The sequence below is a fragment of the Gelidibacter sp. genome, assembly GCF_053579655.1.
In genome coordinates this window covers 74,763-97,922 of sequence record NZ_JBMDWE010000002.1, presented here as the reverse complement: position 1 = coordinate 97,922, position 23,160 = coordinate 74,763, and the positions used below count along the sequence as shown (strand labels likewise).

The 23,160-nt window shown below is 36.1% G+C and carries 25 protein-coding genes; 8 read left to right on the top strand and 17 right to left on the bottom strand.

Annotated elements, in window-relative coordinates; genetic code table 11:
• Window position 1 precedes the first annotated feature (1 nt).
• Both ACOH2D_RS01730 and ACOH2D_RS01725 read left to right on the top strand, forming a co-directional pair.
• The gene (locus tag ACOH2D_RS01730) at window positions 2-172 is read left to right on the top strand and encodes a hypothetical protein (RefSeq protein ID WP_449534202.1); all 171 of its coding nucleotides are present in this window, start codon (window positions 2-4) and stop codon (window positions 170-172) included.
• A gap of 67 nt (window positions 173-239) precedes the next feature.
• Window positions 240-413 (top strand): hypothetical protein, encoded by a 174-nt coding sequence (locus ACOH2D_RS01725; RefSeq protein ID WP_449534201.1) that lies wholly within the window; start codon window positions 240-242, stop codon window positions 411-413.
• A gap of 101 nt (window positions 414-514) precedes the next feature.
• Here the strand turns inward: ACOH2D_RS01725 and ACOH2D_RS01720 are convergent, their stop codons facing one another.
• The 10 genes from ACOH2D_RS01720 to ACOH2D_RS01675 all read right to left on the bottom strand — a co-directional run bounded on the left by ACOH2D_RS01720 (window position 515) and on the right by ACOH2D_RS01675 (window position 7,259).
• The gene (locus tag ACOH2D_RS01720) at window positions 515-1,246 is read right to left on the bottom strand and encodes a YARHG domain-containing protein (RefSeq protein ID WP_449534200.1); all 732 of its coding nucleotides are present in this window, start codon (window positions 1,244-1,246) and stop codon (window positions 515-517) included.
• A 5-nt stretch (window positions 1,247-1,251) separates the two neighbouring features.
• Window positions 1,252-1,563: a hypothetical protein gene (locus ACOH2D_RS01715; protein ID WP_449534199.1), complete on the bottom strand. Its 312-nt coding sequence runs from the start codon at window positions 1,561-1,563 to the stop codon at window positions 1,252-1,254.
• A gap of 3 nt (window positions 1,564-1,566) precedes the next feature.
• A complete protein-coding gene (locus ACOH2D_RS01710; RefSeq protein WP_449534198.1) occupies window positions 1,567-2,190 on the bottom strand; it encodes a hypothetical protein in 624 nt (207 codons plus the stop codon).
• A complete protein-coding gene (locus tag ACOH2D_RS01705) occupies window positions 2,181-3,962 on the bottom strand; it encodes a hypothetical protein (protein WP_449534197.1) in 1,782 nt (593 codons plus the stop codon). Before ACOH2D_RS01705 ends, ACOH2D_RS01710 begins: the two co-directional genes overlap by 10 nt.
• A gap of 118 nt (window positions 3,963-4,080) precedes the next feature.
• Window positions 4,081-4,290 (bottom strand): DUF6140 family protein, encoded by a 210-nt coding sequence (locus ACOH2D_RS01700; RefSeq protein ID WP_449534196.1) that lies wholly within the window; start codon window positions 4,288-4,290, stop codon window positions 4,081-4,083.
• A 2-nt stretch (window positions 4,291-4,292) separates the two neighbouring features.
• A complete protein-coding gene (locus ACOH2D_RS01695; protein ID WP_449534195.1) occupies window positions 4,293-4,442 on the bottom strand; it encodes a hypothetical protein in 150 nt (49 codons plus the stop codon).
• 54 nt (window positions 4,443-4,496) lie between these two features.
• The gene (locus ACOH2D_RS01690; RefSeq protein ID WP_449534194.1) at window positions 4,497-4,697 is read right to left on the bottom strand and encodes a DUF6140 family protein; all 201 of its coding nucleotides are present in this window, start codon (window positions 4,695-4,697) and stop codon (window positions 4,497-4,499) included.
• Window positions 4,698-4,782: 85 nt separating this feature from the next.
• Window positions 4,783-4,941: a hypothetical protein gene (locus ACOH2D_RS01685; protein ID WP_449534193.1), complete on the bottom strand. Its 159-nt coding sequence runs from the start codon at window positions 4,939-4,941 to the stop codon at window positions 4,783-4,785.
• 424 nt (window positions 4,942-5,365) lie between these two features.
• Entirely contained in the window at window positions 5,366-5,713 is a 348-nt protein-coding gene (locus ACOH2D_RS01680) for a hypothetical protein (RefSeq protein ID WP_449534192.1), read from the bottom strand.
• A gap of 565 nt (window positions 5,714-6,278) precedes the next feature.
• Complete coding sequence (locus tag ACOH2D_RS01675; RefSeq protein WP_449534191.1) at window positions 6,279-7,259, bottom strand: helix-turn-helix transcriptional regulator; 981 nt, start codon at window positions 7,257-7,259, stop codon at window positions 6,279-6,281.
• Window positions 7,260-7,349: 90 nt separating this feature from the next.
• Here ACOH2D_RS01675 and ACOH2D_RS01670 point away from each other — a divergent pair, with 90 nt between their 5' ends.
• Together ACOH2D_RS01670 and ACOH2D_RS01665 are read left to right on the top strand one after the other, a co-directional pair.
• On the top strand, window positions 7,350-8,606 hold the full coding sequence (locus tag ACOH2D_RS01670) for a flippase (protein WP_449534190.1): 1,257 nt from the start codon (window positions 7,350-7,352) through the stop codon (window positions 8,604-8,606).
• 487 nt (window positions 8,607-9,093) lie between these two features.
• Window positions 9,094-10,020 (top strand): serine hydrolase, encoded by a 927-nt coding sequence (locus ACOH2D_RS01665; protein WP_348035748.1) that lies wholly within the window; start codon window positions 9,094-9,096, stop codon window positions 10,018-10,020.
• Between the two features lie 455 nt (window positions 10,021-10,475).
• On the opposite strand, the gene ACOH2D_RS01660 is transcribed toward ACOH2D_RS01665, so the two are convergent.
• The 5 genes from ACOH2D_RS01660 to ACOH2D_RS01640 all read right to left on the bottom strand — a co-directional run bounded on the left by ACOH2D_RS01660 (window position 10,476) and on the right by ACOH2D_RS01640 (window position 16,483).
• On the bottom strand, window positions 10,476-11,498 hold the full coding sequence (locus ACOH2D_RS01660; RefSeq protein ID WP_449534189.1) for a UDP-glucose--hexose-1-phosphate uridylyltransferase: 1,023 nt from the start codon (window positions 11,496-11,498) through the stop codon (window positions 10,476-10,478).
• 246 nt (window positions 11,499-11,744) lie between these two features.
• Window positions 11,745-12,899 (bottom strand): galactokinase, encoded by a 1,155-nt coding sequence (gene galK, locus ACOH2D_RS01655; RefSeq protein ID WP_449534188.1) that lies wholly within the window; start codon window positions 12,897-12,899, stop codon window positions 11,745-11,747.
• Between the two features lie 2 nt (window positions 12,900-12,901).
• Window positions 12,902-14,548, bottom strand: coding sequence for a solute:sodium symporter family transporter (locus ACOH2D_RS01650; protein WP_449534187.1), 1,647 nt, complete (start codon window positions 14,546-14,548; stop codon window positions 12,902-12,904).
• 2 nt (window positions 14,549-14,550) lie between these two features.
• A complete protein-coding gene (locus ACOH2D_RS01645) occupies window positions 14,551-15,480 on the bottom strand; it encodes an aldose 1-epimerase (protein WP_449534186.1) in 930 nt (309 codons plus the stop codon).
• A gap of 4 nt (window positions 15,481-15,484) precedes the next feature.
• On the bottom strand, window positions 15,485-16,483 hold the full coding sequence (locus ACOH2D_RS01640; RefSeq protein ID WP_348034778.1) for a GntR family transcriptional regulator: 999 nt from the start codon (window positions 16,481-16,483) through the stop codon (window positions 15,485-15,487).
• A 214-nt stretch (window positions 16,484-16,697) separates the two neighbouring features.
• On the opposite strand from ACOH2D_RS01640, the gene ACOH2D_RS01635 reads away from it, so the two are divergent.
• From ACOH2D_RS01635 to ACOH2D_RS01620, 4 genes are all read left to right on the top strand, one after another.
• Window positions 16,698-17,696 (top strand): LacI family DNA-binding transcriptional regulator, encoded by a 999-nt coding sequence (locus ACOH2D_RS01635; protein ID WP_348062944.1) that lies wholly within the window; start codon window positions 16,698-16,700, stop codon window positions 17,694-17,696.
• 176 nt (window positions 17,697-17,872) lie between these two features.
• On the top strand, window positions 17,873-18,487 hold the full coding sequence (locus tag ACOH2D_RS01630) for a peptidylprolyl isomerase (protein ID WP_449534185.1): 615 nt from the start codon (window positions 17,873-17,875) through the stop codon (window positions 18,485-18,487).
• 354 nt (window positions 18,488-18,841) lie between these two features.
• On the top strand, window positions 18,842-19,777 hold the full coding sequence (locus tag ACOH2D_RS01625; RefSeq protein ID WP_449534184.1) for an outer membrane beta-barrel protein: 936 nt from the start codon (window positions 18,842-18,844) through the stop codon (window positions 19,775-19,777).
• Between the two features lie 18 nt (window positions 19,778-19,795).
• Window positions 19,796-20,233: a DUF2147 domain-containing protein gene (locus ACOH2D_RS01620; protein WP_348034782.1), complete on the top strand. Its 438-nt coding sequence runs from the start codon at window positions 19,796-19,798 to the stop codon at window positions 20,231-20,233.
• A 704-nt stretch (window positions 20,234-20,937) separates the two neighbouring features.
• Here the strand turns inward: ACOH2D_RS01620 and ACOH2D_RS01615 are convergent.
• Window positions 20,938-22,311 carry an exonuclease domain-containing protein gene (locus ACOH2D_RS01615; RefSeq protein ID WP_449534183.1) on the bottom strand — a complete coding sequence of 458 codons (1,374 nt, stop codon included), beginning with the start codon at window positions 22,309-22,311 and terminating at the stop codon, window positions 20,938-20,940.
• Window positions 22,311-23,081: an XRE family transcriptional regulator gene (locus tag ACOH2D_RS01610; protein WP_348034784.1), complete on the bottom strand. Its 771-nt coding sequence runs from the start codon at window positions 23,079-23,081 to the stop codon at window positions 22,311-22,313. Before ACOH2D_RS01610 ends, ACOH2D_RS01615 begins: the two co-directional genes overlap by 1 nt.
• Between the last annotated feature and the right edge of the window lie 79 nt (window positions 23,082-23,160).

Here is a 23,160-nt window from a genome sequence, read left to right as displayed (position 1 = left end):
TATGGATTTAAAAAAATCACAATTGGATCAATTAAGCAACATATCACCATATGATATGCCTTACAATAAAGGTGGCGAAGATGATTTCTGCAAAGATGAAATTACAGTCGCACTTATTACAGTAGGTTTCACTTTGGCTTTCATTGGTATACTGAGGACTTTAGATGTCTAATTCATATTGGTTTCATCTCAAAGACCAATCAAAAAATAAGGAGAGAAAACTTTAAAACCACACATTTATGAAAGATGAAAAAACAACCGTAACAGGAATAGTTGCAGCCATTGGTGCCGCAGGCGCCGGCGTTGGCGCCCTAATCGCTGTTTCTGCAGGGATTGCTTTTGCGATACCGATTGCTCTTGGCGCAGGCGTAGCTTGCATTGGTTATGCTATAGCGAAGGCTACTAAAGCTTAAGTTTATCAAACCCCAAAGCTGGATGCTTTGGGGTTTGATTTTTCAAAAATAAAAATGTGATTTTAAAATTTGGTTTGATCGATCCGAAACAAAACTGGTTTTTAAGGCCATGTTACATCGATACAACAGCCATGAACCCAGCCAATCTCTCCTTCCTCTGAAATAATTTTAAACCATACATCATTTATCTCTCGACCATCTAATTCTATTGTTGTTCTGAAAGTACTTTCCTCCTTAACATTAACAAATGAACCCTTCTTTAATAATGCAACAGTTCCTCCATCTAGAGCAGGTTTATCTCTGAGCCTTAAGTTTTCGACTAAAACATCTCCGTAACCTCCAGCTTCATCTTCCAATTGAGGAATATCGTCTTGAATGGAATCAGTATTATTAATAGCCTCAATAACTTCTAAAATCAGATCAACATTATGTTGTTCCACCTTAGATAATAAAGAACTAACATCATTATACTTCGGTTGATACCAATTTTGGTTTTTAAAATATTGATCCATCTCACCACCTGCTACAAACTTATACCCATGCCGTGCAAAAATCTCATTACGCATAACGGATAAGTCAGATGATGAGTACTCACTGTTTTGTAATTCGTGAGACGTAAGCAATCTTTGTGAGGTAATTGGGTATCTACCAAAACTATTTTTCTCTACCGGAACAGTCCTGTCGTCAACTTCAATTGACTTTTTATTATTTTTATCATCAGCACTTACGACATTGCTTTCAACTTTATTTGGTTCAAGCAAATGATCTAAGCAAGACGAAAGTACTAGAGGTATACTTATAAAAAATATTGTTTTTTTAATTGATTTGCACATATTAGTTATTCTAAACCTTTATAACTTTTAAACTTTTCTATATTGAAGCGTTTAACTCTATTTTTTAAATGGAGAGCGTGACAAACAGGCTTATACCATAGCAAGCTAAAAATTAAAATTTTGAAGCTCATAGAAAAGAAAAAGCCAGCAAATACCAATAACACAAATAATCTATAATTGTATTTGTAAAGACGAACCCTTATGTCTTCAAAACTATGATGGACTTTTTCAAATCGTCTATAATCAGTGTAATCTTTACCTAATAGAAAACCTTTCCAAGCAGTTTTCATTGTTAATCCAAAATTTACTTCACTCATAATTTATAATATTAAGTCGCCTCCATTCAGAAAATCCTCAATTTCTTGATCTAGATTTTCGTTATAGTTTTTGGCATTAGGGTTAATGATTTTAGCGGCCTTGTCAAGCCCTTCTAAACTGTTGTTTGACAAAGCAATTTTAACATCTTCGTGATTTGTCTTATTAAATTCAATATTTCTTTTTAAATCTTCTGCATAATTTAAAATTTTATTAGCTAACTGCTTCTCGTCGAGTTGATTTTTACTTTTAATGGATCTAATTTCTTGATTGATATTAAAAACCTTTAACTCTACCCGCAGAGTCTCCAAACCTAATTTTGCTAAATCATTTTTAAAATTAGCTGCTCTATCCACATCAATACCTTTAGGTAAAGGAAGATTTGATAAATACGATTCTATCTTTGAAACTAACTTTGTTTCTGCATCTAAACTCTCGTCTAGATATACATTTAAGGCATTTTCTAATTTAGATGAGACTTTATGTAAATAACCATTTTCATATTCTGATTCAAAATCACTATAGGCAGATATAACACTTTTAGATAATACTGCTCTAATTTCAACATCATTCAAAATGGCTTTCACTTCTTCTCCAACCTCTTTTATTTTATTAATTCTTAGTTCCATACAACAGCCTTTTCCTGTAATTCCTGCTCCAATTCAATTTCTAAAACATTCCTACTTGCATTAATTATTTTTTTAACTACCGTAATGAGTTGAACAATTTCATTTTTTGAATTTGGATGCTTGTTAAACTCGTTCATAATGATCTCCGAATTTGAGCTAATTTTAAGATTTATTGAGCTTAACTCTTCTTCACATTCAGAAATTGCTTCTTTTATTACTTTACGCTTGATTGTCTCCCCTCTTTTTTCTCCTTGCAAATACTGATAATCATCAATCACAGGTTTACAGTAAGTCCCCCATTCCTGCAGAGTCACAAGATAAATATTCGTAGCTCTTCCGAATGTAAATAGATCAACTAATACGAAAGGTTTATCAGGCTTTAAAGAAAGAGCTATGTTATACTCTTCTTTTTTAATTGCCAGTATTTTACCAAGTCGAATTTCTTCTTCTTTTGAATATTCTATATTGTTGTTGAAATCAATAATCTTTTGACCCAAGAACCTTTGCCTTTTAACCATGACGTTATTTTCTTGCTTAGCTTTATTAAGAGTCGGATTTCGCATAATGTTGTCATATAATGGCTTTAAATCAGACAATATGAGTTCTGAATTACTTTTAATAAAACTGCTGTAATTTGGTAAAATTGAGTGTGATAATTTAGAATATATTTTTCCTAGTCTAAAAATGTCCGCTATAATCAATTCATTATCCTCACACATTTCGAGCTTAAGAATTTCAACATCACGCTGAATTAGAGCAACTACTTCTTTGGATTTATTTCGAGAATTAAGAGCTCCTGTTATAGCAGAAGCACCTGCAGCAAATGCTATTTGAACTCCTGCATTAAGCAGATCGCCTTGATTTAAATCTCTTTTTTTAGAGGTAGCACTTATGTTGTTCCAAGCGGCTCTAGACTGAGTTGATATAGAATTACCGAAATCATTTAAAGCTACATCAACTGTGTTCAAAAACTCTTGATGCTGTTGATTTATTTTATTATAACTTAAATTGAGCTTGTTCCAAGAGTTTTCGAAATCTAACCATTCTATTTGAGTAAAATCAAAGAGTTCAGGATATTGTTGTTTTGCACGAGCACCTATTAAATCAATCAATAGCTGTACAACGTCATCTCTTTCGCTTTTAAGTTCATTACGTAAAATAAGAAAATCATTGATCAAATCTAAATTAATGTTTTTTATCTTATCGTATTCTCCTATCATCGATTCATAGCCTGACAGAACATTTTTCGCGTATGTTTTAGCGCTATCTGCATTACCAATACCAAGAAATTCTTTCTTGAACTCCAATTTCTGAGTATTTACAAGGGTTGTCTCAATTTTAGCTTTAGACTCTTCACTATCTATCTCAGTAGCATTAGATTTTAGTAAATTACATTTAGCAATTAAACCATCTTTCTCTTTTTCAGAAAACTGAGAAACGTGGTTAGAAGGGAAAATTCGTTTAGGATTATAAACAGAATCATTTCCTATATTCTCTTTTATGGTCTCAACAATTGCCTCCCTAACGACGCTTGAATTCATTTCAAAACTCAACCTAACTAACTCATTAACCTCCACTGTATCAGCTAGATTTAAGTTTCTATGCCTTTTATTTAGCAAGCTTACTAACTGACGCCTAGAAATGCGTTGTGGTTTATTGGTCGAAGGATGCTTAATTGCAAAATTTTCTCTTGCAATTTTACCTATTGACGCAGCAATCTCTTCGTTAGAATAGTTGCTAGAAAATCTAATTGCCAATTCAATTTCTTTCATAATAATTTTTAAAATTAATAATCATAAAGTGTGTTTTAATTTTGACACATCTAAAAACATCCCACTAAACTTAACTTTCGGATTTAAATTCTTTTTATGAATCCGTGGTTCATTAAAACTAAATCAATTTATACTCCAACCACCCCATACTCAAATACCCTTCAGGTTTCAAGTTAATGCCATGCACTCTTAAAAATGCCCTATGTATTTTATCCACTTCATCAAAAGGGTTAGCAAACATGGAGCTTATCTGTACCGATAAACCTGCATCGACATACTCGCCTTGCACGTTCATAGCCTGTTTAGTTTTTACTTCAAATGTTGCCATAGTTATAAATCTTCTTTAGAAATTTGACTCCAAGAATGATGCGAAAGTGTCGCACTGGAGTTTGCTTGCTTGCATTTTATTGGTGTACTCATTTTGGATAATAAGGTATCGTTTTTAGTGATGCCGCATGTTCTGCATTTATAGGTTGCCATTATTTTCGATTTTATATTTATTTATTTATTTATTCAGAAATAACTTACAATTCGCTAGACTCCAACCACCCCAAACTTCAAATACCCCTCAGGTTTCAAGTCAATGCCATGCACCCTCATAAATGCTTTAAGTATTTTATCCACCTCATCAAAAGAATTAGAAAACATACTGCTTACCTGTACCGACAAACCTGCATCGACATATTCGCTTTGCACGTTCATTGCGCGCTTCGTTTTAATTTCAAATGTTGCCATAATTTTAAATCTTTCAAACCTATATCAAACCCACCACTCCTCTTTGCGGGAAACCGCATGACAGCATAAAAAAAGTCTATACGCCCTAGTCACACACCAAATCCTCCTCGGAAACCTTCGCCCAACCATGAAACACCACTTCAGTATTAGCGATTGAAGCAGTACAGGTAATACTCGTGTTTAATTGAGAATTTAGAGTGTCATTTTTGATGACGCCACAGTGTTGACATTTGTAGGTTGCCATAGGTTTAGTATTTGGGTTAGTATTTTTATTCAAAGAGTCAAAGCTATTTTCCAAACAGACAAAATATGACCGTTTGAAAATCTTTTACTTTTATAATGCAATAATAGATGAACCTTTTCCCAAATACTGGGAATGTTAGGATATGAAAAAATGATTTGAATTGTTTTCACTATTGTCCGAAAAAAGGTTCAAGAGCGCCCCGATCTATCAGAACTTGGACTGCTCAGTATTGAAAACACGCAATCTAAAATCGGAGTTTAATCTGGATTAACATGTTTTATTGGTGTTTCTAATAAAGGAAAGGACATTGTTGATCCACCTGAATAGACGGGCAGACCAATCCCTGAAAGACCCTTACTTATCTATGGTTACCCGAAGTGCATCGTTTTAATCGGAACACAATAGTTTTTATTATCCACTCCAATTATTTCAAAATTTTATTTATAGCCGATCTAATTAACAATACTGCAAATAGCTGATACACTAATGAAAAAAACGCAATAAAAATACTGGTTCTGAATGCAGTAGCTAAAAAAGTCCATAACCATAAAACACCCGAAACAATAAACCAAACAGTTGTTGAGCCATCGCCGGCATCAACCATAACCATCGCAAACCAAAGACAACCTATTGCAAGTAGTCCTCTAATTATCACTCCCAAATTAAATATGTTATAGTCATATTTATCAATTGCAGTGGACCATAAATAATATCCTAATACAAAGAATAAAATGATTCCGATTACAATTCCGATTATATATACTGCTGTCATTACAAAATATTTTAAGAGGTTAAAATTGTTTATTTTGATATTTAAATGTTTCTCAACTTGGTTTCTCGGAAGCATTTATGCTAACGTTCTATTCCGCATTAGCATTCATACTTTCTTTTGTTTTAAATTCAAATGTTGACAAAGCCAATTAATTAAATGGAGACTATTCCTAATTCTCCTCAAAAACCTTCTCCCTGGCATTAATTTAAATTTCAAAACTATCGTCTAAACAGACAGTACATGTCCGTTTGAAAATCTTTTACTTTTATAATGCAATAATAGGAGATGGTTTTCCCATATACTGGGAATGTTGGAAAGTGAAGAAATTACTTTCGTGTTTAAAAATCAAGACAAGTGAAAGAACAAAGAATATAGAGGAAAACAGGCAGTAGGAATGAGGGGGTAGAAGTTGAAACTGAAGTTGAATTTAAAACTGAAAGTGCAGACTGAAAACATGTTTAAAAAAGGATTCGGTATAGGGCATTATTAGCAACACCATTCTCAAAATTATCAGTGTATCTCCGTGAAACCTCAGTGTATCTCTGTGTAATTAAATTGGAAACCCCTATTTATAATACTCCACAACACAACTCAAATGCTGTTTCACATAGTCTTTAACGTGCAGTGGACTGACCACTCTGACCCAAAGATTGTATTTCAAAATCTCCATTAAAAACTCATAATTAGGTTCGATGTGCACTTTAATTTCGCCCCACATATCTGGATTACTATAATTTAATTCAGGGGTATTGGCTTCTTTAGGAAATGCTACAATCTGCTGCGAGTGATGTAAGGGATTATTGGTTAAATACTTAAAATGGTGGTTCGCCACTTGAATATGGATCCATTCGGGTGCCATACCTGCTTTTAGGATACCAATGGCGTTTTTAAAATATTCAAAGGAATTAAAAGCTATAGGCTGCTTGACTTGCTGCTTGTGAATTTTAAAAGATTTAATTCGATCGTCCAAACAGAAAGCATAAATACCATAGTGCTGATTATGAGCCATTAAATACCAAGCTTTGTTAATTTCTTTGAGATGCAACGGTTGAAAGAAGCCAGAAATAGTTTGAAAATCATTATCATCATACCAACCTTGATATTCCAATTCGATTAAAACCTGTTGCTCTATGGCATGGATGAGCGGCACTAAATCAATTTGGGAACTTAAAGACGTCCGTGAGGTCGTCACATGGGTCTTCCACGTATGTGCATGATGGTGCAGCAAATAGATTTCTGTTTTTTCATAAACTTCCTTTAAAGCTTCACTTACCTCATAACCTTCAATATAATACCCGTAATTACGTTTGTGCAAAATAACAGTTTGATAATAGGATTTTATTTTGTCGAGATCGCGCTTAATGGTCTTTTGTCCATATTGATTTAATTTGTCGTAAAGCGGATCATCAATATTATCGACACGCAATTGATCCAATGCATTTTGCAAATCGGTAAGTGGGACAAATCCGTTTTTTTCAATCCCATACACTTTAGAATTTGAAATAACACGTAAAATGTAATAACGACGAAGAAACTCTGGGGTCATAGGACTATTTATAAAAACGAATGTAATAATTTACTTTCAAACAGTTAAAGGGAATCAGTTTTTATATATTTGAGGACCCAAATCCAGTTCATGACAGCGGTTTTTAGTAAAAAAGATTTTATAGCGACCAAGTGGTTTACGCTCGAAAAAATCATTCAACTTGTTACTGGGGTTTTTATAGTTCCTCAAATTTTTAGCTCGCTAGGCACGGTAGATATCGGAAAACTTAAATTTGTCGAATCGGTTTTAGAGATGTTCACGCCCCTATTTTTCCTCGGCTTGTCTGCGATATGTATTCGGGAAATTATTTTCAATCCAAAACGCGCTCATCTTATTTTGGCGACAGCGTTCTATCTCAGATTCATCAGTTGGATTGTTATTTTTATAGGACTTATTCTCTATTTTAGTCTAACTAAAAACAGTCCTTTAGAATCCTTGTACCTTATTATCGCGTGTAGTTATTTATTTAAACTGACTGATGTTTTTGAATATTATTTACTCGCAAAAAAATGGACGAAAATTATTTTCATAAGCAAAATAACGAGTTTAGGGATTATCGTGGCTTTACAATACTATGGTGTCAGAAATCAGCTGGACGTGTATTATTTCGCCAAACTTATTGTGCTCGATTTCTTTATTCAAGGACTTATTTACACCATCATTCTAAGGCATAAAAAACTACTTGTATTTAAGCAATGGACGTTTTCTTGGACGTTGGGTAAATCATTATTAAAAATGTCTTTTCCGTTGATCATTTCCAATGGGCTAATCATGTTTTACATTACAATTGACGAATTGTTTCTCAAATATTTCCATGGCGATCATGCTAACGGCATTTTTGCTACGGTACAGTTTTTAGTCATCGTTTTGAGCTGGAATATCGGATTTTCTATCATCAATGCCTTGTATCCATCCTTAGCAGAATCCTTTCAAGAGGACAGCATCCTCTATCAGAAGAAAATAAAAGCACTTTTTAAAATGATGCTGGTTTTGGGCTTAGGAATTGGTGGTTTTTATACACTTTTTGGCGCTGCTATTTTAGATGCTTTTTTCACGAACTCTTATGCTGAAGCTAAAACCCCATTATTAATTTTCTGCTGGGCGCCACTTTTTATTTTTATAGGCATGATTTACGAAAAACACTTAGTCAACACCAACGATCTACAAAAAAACGTGTATCGCTTTATGCTTGGCTGTGTTTCAAACGTCATTTTGTGCTATTTATTAATTCCGATGTGGCACGCCACCGGGGCAGCAATCGCCGTTTTGATAAGTCACTTTATAACTAACGTTGTCTATGTTTTTTTAGATGAGAAAAGCAGAAAACAAGTGCTGTCTTTGTTCTAAATCACAATGGTTCGATAAAAGAACCAAGATACTTCGACAAGTTCAGTAATCTACAGTGCGTTGATAGAACATAGAAAATAGACTCACCTCGTAAAACTTTGAAAGCATCAGTGCTAACATTTAACACCACGTCCAAATTCACGTCTTTTATAAGCGTTTGTAGTAAAAAACAAAAGAAGCTTGTTGTTGAACAAAACCTTAAAGACCTCTAATTATACAAGATTGCACGAAGTACTGCAAGCTTTAATCAAGTATCATTAATTATAAATATTTTCGATCCAAAATATCGTTATAGGCAGCAATCTTAAAAAAAATTACACCTAGGAAAATCTTAAGTATTCCTTCAGGAAGTAAACTGAAAAGTTAAGGAAATATGATATTGAGCAAGTCTTGACTACTCTAACAAAAGTACTTTATCAAAACACAAGATTTTATAGGACTAAAATTTTGTAAATTATCCCCAATTCTAACTAACCTAAACTTTTTTATGAAAACAGCTTTATGTGTTCTATTTCTTTTTTTCTCATGCAACCTTCATCTTACGGCGCAACAAACCGATAAAAAACTGGAAAAAGAACTTGTCGAACTTGTCAAAAACTTTGAAGGCGATGTTGGCATTTACGTCTATAATCTGAAGACCAAAAAAGAGGCAGCAATCCATGCTGATACTATTTTTCCAACGGCAAGTGTCGTGAAAGTGCCCATTTTAATCGAAGTGTTCAATCAAATAAAAGCAGGAAACCTTCAACTGAATGACACCTTGATATATGATGCCAAAAGAGTCTATGGTGGATCGGGTGTTATGCAATTTTATAAAGATAGTACGGTCACGGATTTACGGACATTAGCATCGTTAATGATAACCATGAGTGACAACACGACGTCCTTATGGTGCCAAGAACTTGTAGGCGGAGGAATAGTTATCAATAAAACGATGGCTGATTTAGGCTTGTTGCATACCCGAGTCAATAGCAGAACGGAAGGCCGAACCAAGGATTGGGAGACTTATGGCTGGGGACAAACGACACCTCGCGAAATGGTTTCCTTGTTGGTGAAAATGAGACAAAGAACTTTGGTGGATGCCGCATCGAGTGATGAAATGTATCGGATCATGAGCAATTCGTTCTATACGGACTATTCACTTTCGCAAATCCCGCCTTATGTACAGACCGCTGCCAAACAAGGCATGGTCGATAAATCACGATCAGAATTGGTCATGGTCAATGCGCCAAGTGGCGATTATGTGTTTTATATCGCTACTAAGAATAACAAAGATGAATCTTGGAGTTTTGATAATAAGGCCTGGCAATTACAGAGACGTATTTCGGCCTATTTATGGCACTATTTTGAACCCAAATCCGATTGGAAGCCTGCTGATAGCTTTGAAGATTTGGTCAAGGGTTTGCGCTATTGAAAACACCTTATTCAGACTTCAACAGAAATACTGAGGTTCTTCTTTTTTAAAGGGAATAAATCTATAGACTTAGATGTACATATGATTTAAGGAACGCTGATGACGCAGATTACTTATGATTTCTCTTAGACAACTAACTAAATCTATGGACTAAAGCACCATTCCTGACCAACAAACGTTCTAGTGTGGATTTTCAAAACAGACTAAAAGTCTGCTACATTCGTGAAATTTATAGTGAAAATTTTGAACCAGCATTCTCATGGTATGAGTAAGTTCGTGAAAATCCGTGAAATTCGTGTCAAAATTTTTAGAAGCTAAAGCGAGACGCACTAAGCACCAGCCCGACATACATTCTTGCGGGCTCGACAAATGTTCTGGTGGGGACTTAACTTAATTTGAAATCAATAAAGGCTCCAACATATAGTGGAGCCTTTATTTTTAAAATGTTATAGGTATTATTTTACTAGTGCCTTCAGTCTATCCACCGCTTGTTCCGCAGTAATATCTCTTTGCGGTGATCCAAACATCTCATAACCTACCATAAATTTCTTCACGGTAGCGCTTCTTAATAATGGCGGATAGAAACTCATGTGCCAATGCCAGTGGTCATTATTCTCTCCATTTGTTGGTGCTTGATGAATACCGCTCGAATATGGAAATGACGTTTGAAACAAGGCATCATAAGCCTTCGTGATTTTGGATATCGCCTCTGCAAACGCTAAACTTTCTGATGCAGAAAGCTCCGTAATATTTGTATAGGCTTTTTTAGGAACAATCATGGTTTCAAACGGCCAGACTGCCCAAAATGGTGCCAACACAACAAAGTCGTCGTTTTGATAAATGATGCGCTCATTGACTTCAAGCTCCTGCTTTAGATAATCGCCCAACAGACTCCTTTTATTCTTGTCGTAATAGGACTTTTGATGTTGATCTTTCTTTTCCACTTCATTTGGCAAGGTGGATTGACTCCAGATTTGTCCATGCGGATGCGGATTGCTGCAACCCATAACGGCGCCTTTATTTTCAAAGATCTGAACATAATTGATCATCTCATTGGAACCTAATAAGATGTATTCCTTTTGCCAAGCTTCGACTACTTTATTGATGTCTTCCACTTCCATGTCGGCCAAACTTTTAGAGTGATCTGGACTAAAACAAATCACTTTACAAATGCCTTGCTCGCTTTCTGCCTTGAACAAACCATCGTTTACCGAAAATATAGGCGAAGTCGTTTGCAATGCTGCAAAATCGTTCGTAAAAATGAAGACGTCTTTATAATCAGGATTTATTTCGCCGTTAATTCGTGTATTTCTCGCACATAAATAACAGCTTGGGTCGTGTGCAGGTCGCTGTTCATTAGAAATAGTTTCATTTTGACCTTGCCAAGGACGCTTCGCTCGATGTGGAGAAACAAGCACCCATTCGCCTGTTAGAATGTTATAGCGTTTATGTGAATAATCTTGTAAATTATTGTCCATGTTATTGTTGTTTTTATTAGTGTCACTTTACACTTATGATCGTCTGAAAAAAATAGTTAACCCAGTAAAAATTAATGTTTATAATGACTTTTGAGCGAAATTAAGTTTTGAAATCCCTACTTTCAATGTCTCACGATTCAAGTCTTTGCTCTTAGTTCTAAAAGCGAAGCGATCTTGATTCTTAATTCTATTAACCAAGCGGTGTTCACTAAGCTTGTCGAAGTGGTCTTAATTCTTTTCCCAAAACTACCCCTTCACAATATGCGTCCCTTGAGACAGTTTGACATTATATATCGTACAAGCGCTTCCAAATTCATCTTTAAAACGATTTGAAACATCTTCTTTGAAAGCTTCCATTTCAGTTTTCAGCACCAAGTTTATGGTACAACCACCAAAACCACCACCCATCATTCGGGCACCAATAACACTGGAACTTTCATGTGCTCTATCCACCAAAAAATCAAGTTCTGCACAGCTCACTTCATATTTTTTGCTCAAACCTTCATGAGATTGAAATAGTAAATCGCCCAAGGTTTCTAAATCCTCTTTTTCTATCGCTTCCGAAAATTGCTTTACGCGATTATTTTCTTCAATGACGTATAATGCTTTTTGATAATCGCCTTCAGATAAATCGGTTTTAATGGCTTCTAAATCTTCTTTTGAAGCATCCCTTAAGGCTACGACATTCAATAATTTTGATACTTTTTCGCAGACTTCACGACGGTCATTATAAGCAGTTTCTGATAAGTCATGCTTCACATTGGTATTAATAAGCATCAACTCATAATCCTTGAAATCTATTCGATAAGGCTGCGAAGTAATCGATCTACAATCTAATAGCAACGCGCTATTTTCGATTCCGAACATACTCGCATATTGATCCATGATCCCACATTTCACACCTGCATAATTATGCTCTGCTTTTTGAGACACCAAAATCATGTCCTCTTTAGATAATCCGAGGTTAAAAAGATCATTCAATCCAAAAACAAAACTATTTTCTAAGGCTGCAGATGAGGACATGCCTGCACCGCCCGGGATATTTCCAGCAAAAACGCCATTAAAATTTCCAACATTTTTCCCAAGCAATTGCAATTCTGCGACAACACCCAAAACATAGTTTCTCCAATCGCCGTTTTTTAAGGGCTCTAAAATATCTAAAGCAAACGTATAGGTTTCATCTTTGTCAAAAGCGACCACCGTACTGGTGTTGGCATCGCTTTTTTGTATCGCTAAAGCAATCCCTTTATCAACGGCAGCCGGAAACACAAACCCATCGTTATAATCGGTATGCTCTCCTATCAGATTGATTCTTCCTGGAGAAAAAACGATTAAAGGTTCCGAGTTAAAATGCGCTTTAAAACTATGCGTTACTTCTTCTATCAATTCCTTATTCATCATCATTAAGCAAAATAAATATATAATCCTACCACAATTAAACAGATCACAAGACCCGCTTGTTTAACATATTTCCACGGCGTAATGTCCACTTGTTTGGTGTATTCTTGAACAAACGGCACTTCTCTCGGTTTGAATTTTCCGATAATTAACATAATGACAATATTCAGTACGAATAGAATCGCCATAATATCTAAAAAGTGAGGATAGGCTTGTGCTGTTACCAATGCCAAATCTCCAGCGTCCGTGATTCCTGATGCGGCAGCTTTCGCAAGGGCTTTATTAATAAAATAGTCCTTAAGTATAAATTGACTAATGCAGTATAGAATACATCCGGATAGCAATCCAACCTTAGCGGCAATGGCTGGAACACGTTTTGTGGTATAACCCACAACGATAATCGTTAAAATTGGAATGCTATAAATACCATTTATTTCTTGTAAATAATTAAATAAACTACCCGCATTGGCAATAAGCGGCGCGATAAACATGGCTGCGATTGCTAATACGGTTCCAAATATTTTACCGTATTTCACGATCGTTTTCTCATCGGCTGCTTTATTGATATGTTGTTTATAAACGTCAATCCCGAATAAGGTTACCGAGCTATTTAACACACTATTAAACGAACTTAAAATAGCACCGAACACCACCGCTGCAAAGAATCCGACCCATGCCGTTGGCAATACTTTTTTAACCAACATTGGGTAGGCACTATCGGCATTTTCCAAACTTCCTTGAAAGATGTGAAACGCGATCAACCCCGGTAAAACAACAATAATTGGTCCTAATATCTTTATAAATCCGGCCAACAATAAACCTTTTTGACCTTCTTTCAGGTTTTTAGCTCCCAATGCTCTTTGAATAATTTGCTGATTGGTTCCCCAATAAAACAAATTCACCAACATCATCCCTGTGAAAATGGTATAGAATGGCACTGGATCCGTTGGGCCTCCCATCGATTTGAACTTTTCAGGATTTTCAGTAGTTAAGATATTCAAACCGTCTAAAATACTGCCATCGCCAATCATCATCAAACCAAAAATAGGGATCAACAATCCACCTGCCAACAACCCAATCGCATTGATTGAATCTGATATGGCAACTGCCTTTAAGCCGCCAAATACGGCATAAATAGAACCAATAATACCAATTCCCCAAACACAGATCCAAATCGATTGTGTATGGGTGACGCCCAGTAATTCTGGCACATCAAACATACCACTAATGGCCAATGATCCCGAATATAAAATCACAGGTAGCAACACCACCACATAACCCGAAAGAAATAAAACTGAGGTCAATGTTTTAGTGGTCACGTCAAAGCGTTCTGCCAAAAATCCCGGAACGGTAGTTAATCCACCCTTTAAATATCTTGGCAATAAGAAAATAGCCGTCAACACCATGGCCACTGCCGCTAATGTCTCCCATACCATGACCGATAATCCACTTTGGTAGGCAGAACCATTGAGGCCTACCAACTGCTCCGTAGATAAATTGGTCAATAATAATGATCCTGCAACGACGCCGGCCGTTAAACTACGTCCACCTAAGAAATATCCGTCTGAAGAGGATTCATCCGTTTTTCTGGTCTTAAAATAAGAGATAACAGCAACAAGTGCCGTAAATCCAATAAAGGTTAAAAATTGCATAATTATGTATTTAGTTGGTTCGTTTTTAGTTTATCCGTTAGATTCTCAAAAGTAATATTCCATTTTACAATATAACTATCATTAGGCTGCAGTTTTTGCAAACCTAATTTATTATTAAAACTATCTGCAGCGCCAGTCATGGGCTCAATAGCAATAACATTTGGAGTATTGGGTGTATAGAGTTGCAAGTAATTCTCTTCAGAAGTACTCGTCATAGTTAAGCGATATTCGGGTGTGAGAAATGCAATGCTACCGTTTTGCAATGGATAGCCATCATCTAATTTTACACCTTTAAGTGAATAAGGCATTTCAACCTCTAAAGGCGTTGTTCCTGAAATTATTTGTTGCTGGTCAAATAAATATTGTGTGTTGCTTTCAAAATCGATACTACTTTCATCCAGATTTTTACTGACAAAATAAGGATGCCAACCTACGGTAAATGGAAGCGTTTTATCATCTTCATTGCTGATTTCCACAGATAAACCAATGGTTTCTTCAGTTAATGTATAAGTCAATTGGATATCGAACTTAAAAGGAAATCCTTGACAGGTACCGTCGTGTTTATACTGTAAGCTTATGGATCCGTGGCTGGAAGTGAGTTCCTGTTCAATACATTCAAAAGTCTTATCATAAACCAGTCCGTGAAGGGCATTGTTTTTATCGACTTCATTACACTCTAAAACATGATCAACGTCCTGAAAAGTGTATTTGCCATCCTTAATTCTATTCACAAAAGGAAAGAGGATGGATGAGGCATAATTTGCTGCATAAGTTGAAGGATCATAATCGGCAAGCACCTTAATGCCATCAAATTCCAATGCGCTGAGCCTCCCGCCTTGATTCAGGCAAATGCTAGCTTTAGACTTATTTTCCGGATTGAATATTTCAATAAATTTCAATCCTTCTGCTTCTGTTTTCGTAAGTGTGTACAAGTGCTTATATTGATTTTCTAATGATTAAACGGTTTGGATTTTCGACTTGGGCAAACTCTTTATTCAAGATCATCTGTGCCAAGCGTTGTCCCATTAAATTGAAATCCGTAGAGATGGTTGTGATGCCACCTTCAACAATTTCTTTTAACAAAGAGTCATTATAGGAGATCAGACCGATGTCTTTTGCAAGAAAAAAATGCTGCTCCTTAATACGTTTAATGATGCGTATTAAATTTTTATCATCCAAGATAATATAGAGTTCTCCATGCGACAATTCTCTATGCGCAAGACTATCAATGACCTCGTTTTGTATGCCATGATGCGAACAAAATAAATTAAAGCCATCCAAAATACCTTGCGGCTGGCGTGCTGCCGGATATAGTAAAACCACTTTTTTATAAGTACTGATCTGCTTTAGTGCCGCTTCAAGTCCTGTATAGATGTCTTTTTTAAAATTCTGAAAAACCGAAGGGTAGTTTTTTAAGGCTTCGTTGGTTTGATCTAAAATATAAACTTTCTCCTGAGGTAATCGCTCAATAATCTGATCCGTGTTTTTAAGATTTGCCGGCATAATCACATAAGAACTATAGTCTCCAGCATTATCATTAATGAGTTTGCTAAACATATCTGGATTAAAATGATGAAAGAAAATATCGACTTGAACATTTTCGCCCAAACTAGACATAAAAGAGTTATATAAATCTTCCTTGAAGGAATTGAATTCATCAAATAACAAAAACACTTTCCGATTAATATCCACATCTTCGCTATTTACATAATAGCCTTTGCCAACGATCGATTTAATAACACCGCGCGTTTTTAATTCGTTAAATGCTGTAAGAACGGTATCTCTTGAAAGCGAATTTTGATTCTTAATACTGTTTAAAGAAGGCAGTTTGTCCCCTTTTTTCAAAGTGCCAGCCACGATAGCGCCTTCGATGGAAGCCACGATCTGTTTGTACTTGGGAATACCGGATTTTTCCTTTACAGTTACAATTCTCATGGAACAAATGTAAAATAATTTATTGCAAATACAAACTGGTAGGTACTGGTGGTTGTTTTTTAAAAAAATAACTACATTTGCAGATTAGATTTAGGCCGCAATGTTCTTATAAAATAATAGTAATTGATGTCTGCGTTTATACACAAAACCACATCTAAATTTCTACTTACAAAGAACTGCGATCCAACAAACAAATCAATATAAAATAGTTATGATGAAAACAAGAACCACTTTGGCTGAAATGTCTAAGGCTTTGGATTTATCTATTTCTACAGTTTCCAAATCACTTTCTGGCAGTTCTGAAATCAGTTTATCAACACAGACGCGCGTTCGTAATTTTGCGAAATTATGTAATTATATCCCTAATAATTTTGCTTCAAGTTTAAGAAAAGGATACACCAATACTATTGGTTTGGTCGTTCCTAATATTTTAAATCCTTTCTATGCCAAAGTATTCGCAGGTATAGAAAATTACTTAGACCAACATAACTACAAGCTCATCATATCCATTTCTAACGAAACCATAGAAAAAGAATCTAAAAGCTTAAGAAAAATGGCGGGAGGTTACGTGGATGGCATTATTATTTGTGTCTCTAAAGAAACCGAGCTCACCAATACTTACGATCATATTAATGCGCTTACTAGCAGAGGAACGCCTTTAGTGTTATTTGATAGAATATGTGATGGGATTGATTGTGACAAAGTAATTATTGATGATTATAAAGCAGTTTACGACACCACCGATCATCTCATAAAAAACAAAGGTCTTAAGAATATCATCATGACTTCGCTTATAGACAATTTCCATCATGGAAAATTAAGAGCTGAAGGTTTTAAGGCTGCGATGAGAACCAATAATTTACCTATTGAAAACAAAATAATAGTAGCCGATACGGTTGAAGCATTAAATAGCAAACTCATTTCCACTTTAGAAAATGATAGTACTATTGATGGCATTTTTGGCCTGAATGAACAGGCTGTTTTGCAAACCTTACAAGTTACCAACCAGTTAAAATCTAATCCTCAAGATCATGACATTACCATTGCAGGTTTTTGCAATCAATGTCAAGCCAATCAACACCCTTCATTAATCATTGTTGAACAAAATGCAGAAGCAATCGGCGCTGAAGCAGCAAAATTGATTTTAAGACGTATTAAAAACACCCAAATGCAACCGTTTCAAACAAAAATGATTGCGACGGAGTTGGTTTAGAATTTTTATTTAAAAATTTATCGAATTGCCGTCCACAGTTCTGAATTTAATAGAATTTTGTATATATATTTAGAATTAAAAAAGCTCTCAGTCCTAGATGTTTTTGGCAAAGGAAACTTCAATTGACTTTTTATTGCTTTCAATGCAGATTCTACATTAAACACACATATAGCTTCATGATTAAGATAAATAAAATTCTACGTTTTAATAGCTTCACTCTTTTAATAATAAGCTTTTTTTTCTTCGGACAAATTGCGTTCGGACAGCAGTCAGAAAAACCAGTTCAAGTCGGACAAATTCTCACCCCTGAAGGAGAAATCCTGATTAGCTTAGACGATCGCACGCCAAATCACAAAGCAAGTTTTATAGAGCTGGCCGATGCAGGATACTGGGACGCTCTTTCTTTCAACAGAGTGATTCCAAATTTTGTAGCACAAGCAGGCTGTCCTGATACTCCGGCAGGATTTACAGATCCTGAGTATCTGTTGGAGCCTGAATTCATTCCCGAACTTACCCATATCTATGGAGCCGTCGGTGCCGGACGCGATGACAACCCAGAAAAGCTATCGGCGAGATGCCAGATTTATATTGTTCAAAACAAAAATGGCCTGCATCGTCTTGATGGCGACTATACCGTATTTGGTCAGGTAATTAAAGGGATGGATGTGGTGGACAAAATTGTAGCGGTTCCTCGAGACCAAAGCGACCAACCACTAACGCCGATCACTATGGATGTTAATATCGTTTCGATTCCCCAATCAGAATTTGATGCTTTAGTGAAATGGAAGTAAAATCACGAAATGTTTTTAGAAATCATAAGATGAATATCGTTTGAAATACTGACCATCAGGATCACAGCATATTAAGAACTCCGTCGCACCTCTTATACAACTAATCTTTTTTATATCTAACTAAGGCCATAAATCCGATAGAGCTCCATCATATTTTTTTGTCATTTTAAATGCATCCACAATTGCGTTTCAGGCCTTCAAAAACAACTTAAATGCGTCAATTTTTGACTCATAACAGCATCTTTTTCTCTTTAACTTTAAAGTGTGCTTTTGAAAGCATTCACGAGACCACTCAAATTTCCCTGTGCCTTCAAATTCATAAACTCTTTTAATGAAATCTTAAAAACTAGAATTATGAAAATGATACCCAAAGTGTTGATCATTTGTACTCTGACATCTATGAGCTACTTTGCCCAAGCTCAAGATAATATGACGATGGACAATTCGCAAAAATTTTACTTTCGCGTCAGTGCAGGTTATAGTTTTGAATCTGGGAAAACCGAATTCAACAACGCCGATCCTAACGGACTTACCGGCATTATGCAATCTACGGATGTTACTGTTAATGCAGACGGCTCTTCGGTCAATGTAAAATCACTAAATGGAACAGTCGGTGCGGGCTTAAAAGCCAATCTTACCGTTGGCTACATGTTCAACCCATATATTGGTTTAGAACTAGGCGCCAGCTATTTCCACGGCGACAACACCTTGATTGGCCGGTTAAGAAGTCCGCAGGCCATCTCTGAAGAAAATACACATTTGAGAGGTGTTGATGTGGCTCCAGGAATTTTCTTGACACCCAATTTTAAAACAGTCAACCCTTACGCCCGTATTGGATTAATTGTTCCTTTAGCCGGCAAACTGACTATTGAAACTATGGCAAGGAAAGTAAATGGTGGCGGCCCAGACACTGATATTATGGTGGAAGCCAAAAGCGAAGTAAAATCCAAATTCAGCGTTGGTTATTATGGAGCCATCGGCGTCAATTATCCTGTCAGTGATAACTTGAGCATTTTCGGCGAGGTCGAAATTAAGAATTTGAGCATCAAAAGTAAATCCGCAGAGATTATCGAATACACCACAAAAGCAATTACCGGCGGAAATTCGCAACTGATACCTGGACAACAATTGGCAGATCTTCCTGTTTATGAAAAGAAATTTGAATTTACGGATGAGTACAACCAAAGCACCACAACACCGCCAAACCAAAACGCAGCAAGAAAAATCCCAACCCAATTTGTTAACGCAAGTGGCATCGGAATTAATGTTGGCGTGAGATTTATGCTATAAACCTAAACCGTAAAACAGATGAAAACTTATTTATTGTGTCTTGTATTGCTCTTCTTGAGCATTCCATTAGCTCAAGCTCAGAGCATTCTTGGCCAATGGAAAACGGTAGATGATGAAACAGGCCAGACCAAATCTATCGTTGAACTTTATAATGACAATGGAAAAATTTACGGAAAGATTGTAAAATTATTATTGCCAGAAGATCAAGGCAAATTATGTATAAAATGTACAGGTAAAGATTACAATAAACCTGTTGAAGGTTTAGTGATGGTAAAAGATATGTCAAAAGACAAAAACGATAACGAATACAAAGGCGGTACCATCTTTGACCCCGAAAAAGGAAAAGAATACAAATGTAAAATGTGGATTGACAAAGACTCTCCCAATACGTTAAACGTACGCGGCTATATCGCATTTTTCTACAGGACCCAAAATTGGCAACGTGTGACCGATTAGTAATCGCGTGTAATACGAATATTAACAATTGAAGCTTCAATTTCACTGCGGCCCTTGCGCTCAACTTTGCATTCTTTGCGATTAATCTTCATTTTGTATTTAAACGCTAGGACGCGAGGTTTTTTTCGCAAAGGTCGCAATGGACTGTCGATGTTTCGGTTTCAATTTCAATTTCAATTTCATGGCGTCGCTTGCGCTAAACTTTGCGTTCGTTGCCGTTAATATTCATTACGTATTTAAACACAAGAACGCTAGGCTGTCGCAAAGCTCGCAACGGAATGTCGATGTTTCCGTATGCCTCAAGTTCAATTTCAACTTCAATTTCATGGCGATTAAATGATTAAACTCCTATTTAAACACAAAGGTTACAATGGTTTTTCGCTAGGGTCGCCAAGAGAAATTTATAGTAACTAATTTAATCCTTCTTTTGTGCAGTAGTGAATCTGTAAAAATTGGTGAAATCCGTGAAAAAAACTAAAGTGAAAAACATCAAATGATTTTGATTTGATTGGCAGTCGAAGTATCATTGCGACCCTTGCACTGGACTTTCCATCCTTTGCGGTTAATCCATTAAACTCCTTTTTAAACGCAAAGATCACAATTGTTTTCGCCTAGGTCGCAAAGATAATTTATAGTAATCAATTTAATTCTTATTTGCGAACGAGTAAGTCCGTGAAAATTTGTGAAATTCGTGTCAAAAACTTTTAAACCAAAGCTTGAACATTCGAAGACTCCAACAAAAGCTTTCTCAAAATCCCTTGAATCTCAGTAGTTTCTTTCTGCGGAATTAAGAACGCTTCCAAGTCATCAGTATTTATAATCTGTTCTGATTTCTCCACAAAACCATAGCCCAAATAGAGTCCGTTTTTGATAATCACAAAAGCTTCTTCTTCAAGATGGCGTCCCTTTTCTTTTAAAATTCTATTCTGATTGGAACTAGCCATATAATTGATAGCCAAATTCGCCCGTTCATTATAAGAAGCAACCGACTCCTCCTCTCTACAGACACCTTTGCAAGTGGTCAATTTATAATGTGAACACGTCCAAACATTCTCCTGTAAATGACAATATTTAGGACACAATTCAAATCGCTCACACACTTGCTCCAAATAAAGTCTACAATCGCGAATACTATGAAATATTTGCAACGGATTGGGTGTCGCCTTCAGTGTATTGAACGCCAAATGCTCAATACCTTGACGATCTTCATAACTAAAAACGGCATAAGGTTTAGGCACGCGTTTGGCCGCTTGGTTGTAAATCGGAAAATGATGTTTGATGGCGGCATCTTCCATCAATCTTGCCACGAGATCACTTCCCGACAATTCAAAATCGATATGAGCCGTTTCCCGACATAGGTCAAGTTCTTTTTCTTTTTTATCGTAGAAATGGCCCAGAACACGTTTTTTTAGATTGATGGCCTTTCCTACATAAATGATTTTTCCTTTTTTATTTTTGAAATAATAAATACCAGGTCCATTGGGAATGGCATCAAAAATAGCACTTGGCAGATGTGACGGTAAGGTTGCTTCTTTAGAACCCTTTTTCAAAAACTCAGCAAAAACAGTTTTAGAGTTTTTATGCGCCAATAATTTCTCAAAAAGCGTGACGGTTGCTTCAGCATCGCCTCGCGCGCGATGTCTATCGAACAAGTCAATATTCATGGAAACACACAACTTCCCCAAACTATAGGATCGAAAACCCGGAAATAACACACGCGATAATCTTATCGTACATAGTTTTCGGCGTCTGAAATCCATGTCAATTTTCCTGAACTCATTACGAATCACATTGTAATCAAAATTGACATTATGCGCCACAAAGATGCTATCCTCGGTAATGGAAAGAACAGCTTCTGCAATCTCCGCAAAGGTCGGCGCATCAGCAACCATTGCATTGTCAATACCAGTCAATGCAGTAATATAATCGGGAATTAAAGCGTTCGGATTGACCAATGACGTGAATTCTTCAAGCACCTTTTCTCCGTCATGCTTAAAAATGGAAATCTCTGTAATCTCATTACCACGCCCTGTGGTTTCCACGTCGATAATGGTATATGTGGTTTTTGATTTTCCCATTAGGCCATTTTTTGAACGGCTTCCAATTCTACTCTCAATTCTTGGAACATTGCCATAATACTGCTCATTTTCAGCTCCTTTTCGTCATATTCCTGAGTATTGATACAGCAGGTAAATTCCCAAAGCTCCAACACATTTTCCATCGGAACCTCATAGGGTTGATACACTTTATTATCACTGCTCAACAATAAGCTTTGCTTGTCATCTATCAAATTATAGATACGTTTATAAACCAGACCATCATCTTTAGTGAGTACAATATAAGTACGCCCGTTTTTCACATCCTGAATATCTTCCACAAACTTGGCCACCACAAAAGAACCATCTTTTACTGGTAACATCGAATCACCCTTAATAGGAAAAGCACGATGGGTTCCCGTAGGCAAAAAGGGCAATTTGATTTTTTGGAGCTGTTCAATATATTCCGGGTCGTCATAACCTGACAAATAACCTGCCGATGCTTTCGCAGGAACAATCTCAATCAAATCCTCATTATCTTCATTGACGGTTATCGGAAACAGCACACGTTTGCTTCCAATGTCAATAAAAGAAGTGTCTTTTGCTTTGCGCAAATCGTTTCTTACCAAAATATCTATTGGAATTTTAAAGTAATTCGATAAATCAATCAATCGATCAATGGGCGGTTCCGAACGGCCTTCTTCATACGATCCGACAATGGAGCGCGACCAACCCAACTCGTCGGCAAAACGCTCTTGGGAGAGCTGTTTTAAGGAGCGCAGATGTTTTATGTTTGCTTGAATGTGTTTCATTTTTATTTTTCTACAACTAATGCACGAATATTATGGTATCGCACAGTATTGATTTCTAATTTTTTTTAAAACGTTTAGG

Excerpts from the sequence above, each read along its gene's own strand:
- ACOH2D_RS01720 (WP_449534200.1), bottom strand. The coding sequence starts at position 1,246 with ATGTGCAAATCAATTAAAAAAACAATATTTTTTATAAGTATACCTCTA.
- ACOH2D_RS01665 (WP_348035748.1), top strand. The coding sequence starts at position 9,094 with ATGAAAACAGCTTTATGTGTTCTATTTCTTTTTTTCTCATGCAACCTT.
- ACOH2D_RS01640 (WP_348034778.1), bottom strand. The coding sequence starts at position 16,483 with ATGAGAATTGTAACTGTAAAGGAAAAATCCGGTATTCCCAAGTACAAA.
- ACOH2D_RS01725 (WP_449534201.1), top strand. The coding sequence starts at position 240 with ATGAAAGATGAAAAAACAACCGTAACAGGAATAGTTGCAGCCATTGGT.
- ACOH2D_RS01710 (WP_449534198.1), bottom strand. The coding sequence starts at position 2,190 with ATGGAACTAAGAATTAATAAAATAAAAGAGGTTGGAGAAGAAGTGAAA.
- ACOH2D_RS01635 (WP_348062944.1), top strand. The coding sequence starts at position 16,698 with ATGAAAACAAGAACCACTTTGGCTGAAATGTCTAAGGCTTTGGATTTA.
- ACOH2D_RS01650 (WP_449534187.1), bottom strand. The coding sequence starts at position 14,548 with ATGCAATTTTTAACCTTTATTGGATTTACGGCACTTGTTGCTGTTATC.
- ACOH2D_RS01620 (WP_348034782.1), top strand. The coding sequence starts at position 19,796 with ATGAAAACTTATTTATTGTGTCTTGTATTGCTCTTCTTGAGCATTCCA.
- ACOH2D_RS01695 (WP_449534195.1), bottom strand. The coding sequence starts at position 4,442 with ATGGCAACCTATAAATGCAGAACATGCGGCATCACTAAAAACGATACC.
- ACOH2D_RS01700 (WP_449534196.1), bottom strand. The coding sequence starts at position 4,290 with ATGGCAACATTTGAAGTAAAAACTAAACAGGCTATGAACGTGCAAGGC.
- ACOH2D_RS01680 (WP_449534192.1), bottom strand. The coding sequence starts at position 5,713 with ATGACAGCAGTATATATAATCGGAATTGTAATCGGAATCATTTTATTC.
- ACOH2D_RS01615 (WP_449534183.1), bottom strand. The coding sequence starts at position 22,311 with ATGGGAAAATCAAAAACCACATATACCATTATCGACGTGGAAACCACA.
- ACOH2D_RS01675 (WP_449534191.1), bottom strand. The coding sequence starts at position 7,259 with ATGACCCCAGAGTTTCTTCGTCGTTATTACATTTTACGTGTTATTTCA.
- galK (WP_449534188.1), bottom strand. The coding sequence starts at position 12,899 with ATGATGAATAAGGAATTGATAGAAGAAGTAACGCATAGTTTTAAAGCG.
- ACOH2D_RS01705 (WP_449534197.1), bottom strand. The coding sequence starts at position 3,962 with ATGAAAGAAATTGAATTGGCAATTAGATTTTCTAGCAACTATTCTAAC.
- ACOH2D_RS01715 (WP_449534199.1), bottom strand. The coding sequence starts at position 1,563 with ATGAGTGAAGTAAATTTTGGATTAACAATGAAAACTGCTTGGAAAGGT.
- ACOH2D_RS01660 (WP_449534189.1), bottom strand. The coding sequence starts at position 11,498 with ATGGACAATAATTTACAAGATTATTCACATAAACGCTATAACATTCTA.
- ACOH2D_RS01690 (WP_449534194.1), bottom strand. The coding sequence starts at position 4,697 with ATGGCAACATTTGAAATTAAAACGAAGCGCGCAATGAACGTGCAAAGC.
- ACOH2D_RS01730 (WP_449534202.1), top strand. The coding sequence starts at position 2 with ATGGATTTAAAAAAATCACAATTGGATCAATTAAGCAACATATCACCA.
- ACOH2D_RS01670 (WP_449534190.1), top strand. The coding sequence starts at position 7,350 with ATGACAGCGGTTTTTAGTAAAAAAGATTTTATAGCGACCAAGTGGTTT.
- ACOH2D_RS01685 (WP_449534193.1), bottom strand. The coding sequence starts at position 4,941 with ATGGCAACCTACAAATGTCAACACTGTGGCGTCATCAAAAATGACACT.
- ACOH2D_RS01630 (WP_449534185.1), top strand. The coding sequence starts at position 17,873 with ATGATTAAGATAAATAAAATTCTACGTTTTAATAGCTTCACTCTTTTA.
- ACOH2D_RS01625 (WP_449534184.1), top strand. The coding sequence starts at position 18,842 with ATGAAAATGATACCCAAAGTGTTGATCATTTGTACTCTGACATCTATG.
- ACOH2D_RS01610 (WP_348034784.1), bottom strand. The coding sequence starts at position 23,081 with ATGAAACACATTCAAGCAAACATAAAACATCTGCGCTCCTTAAAACAG.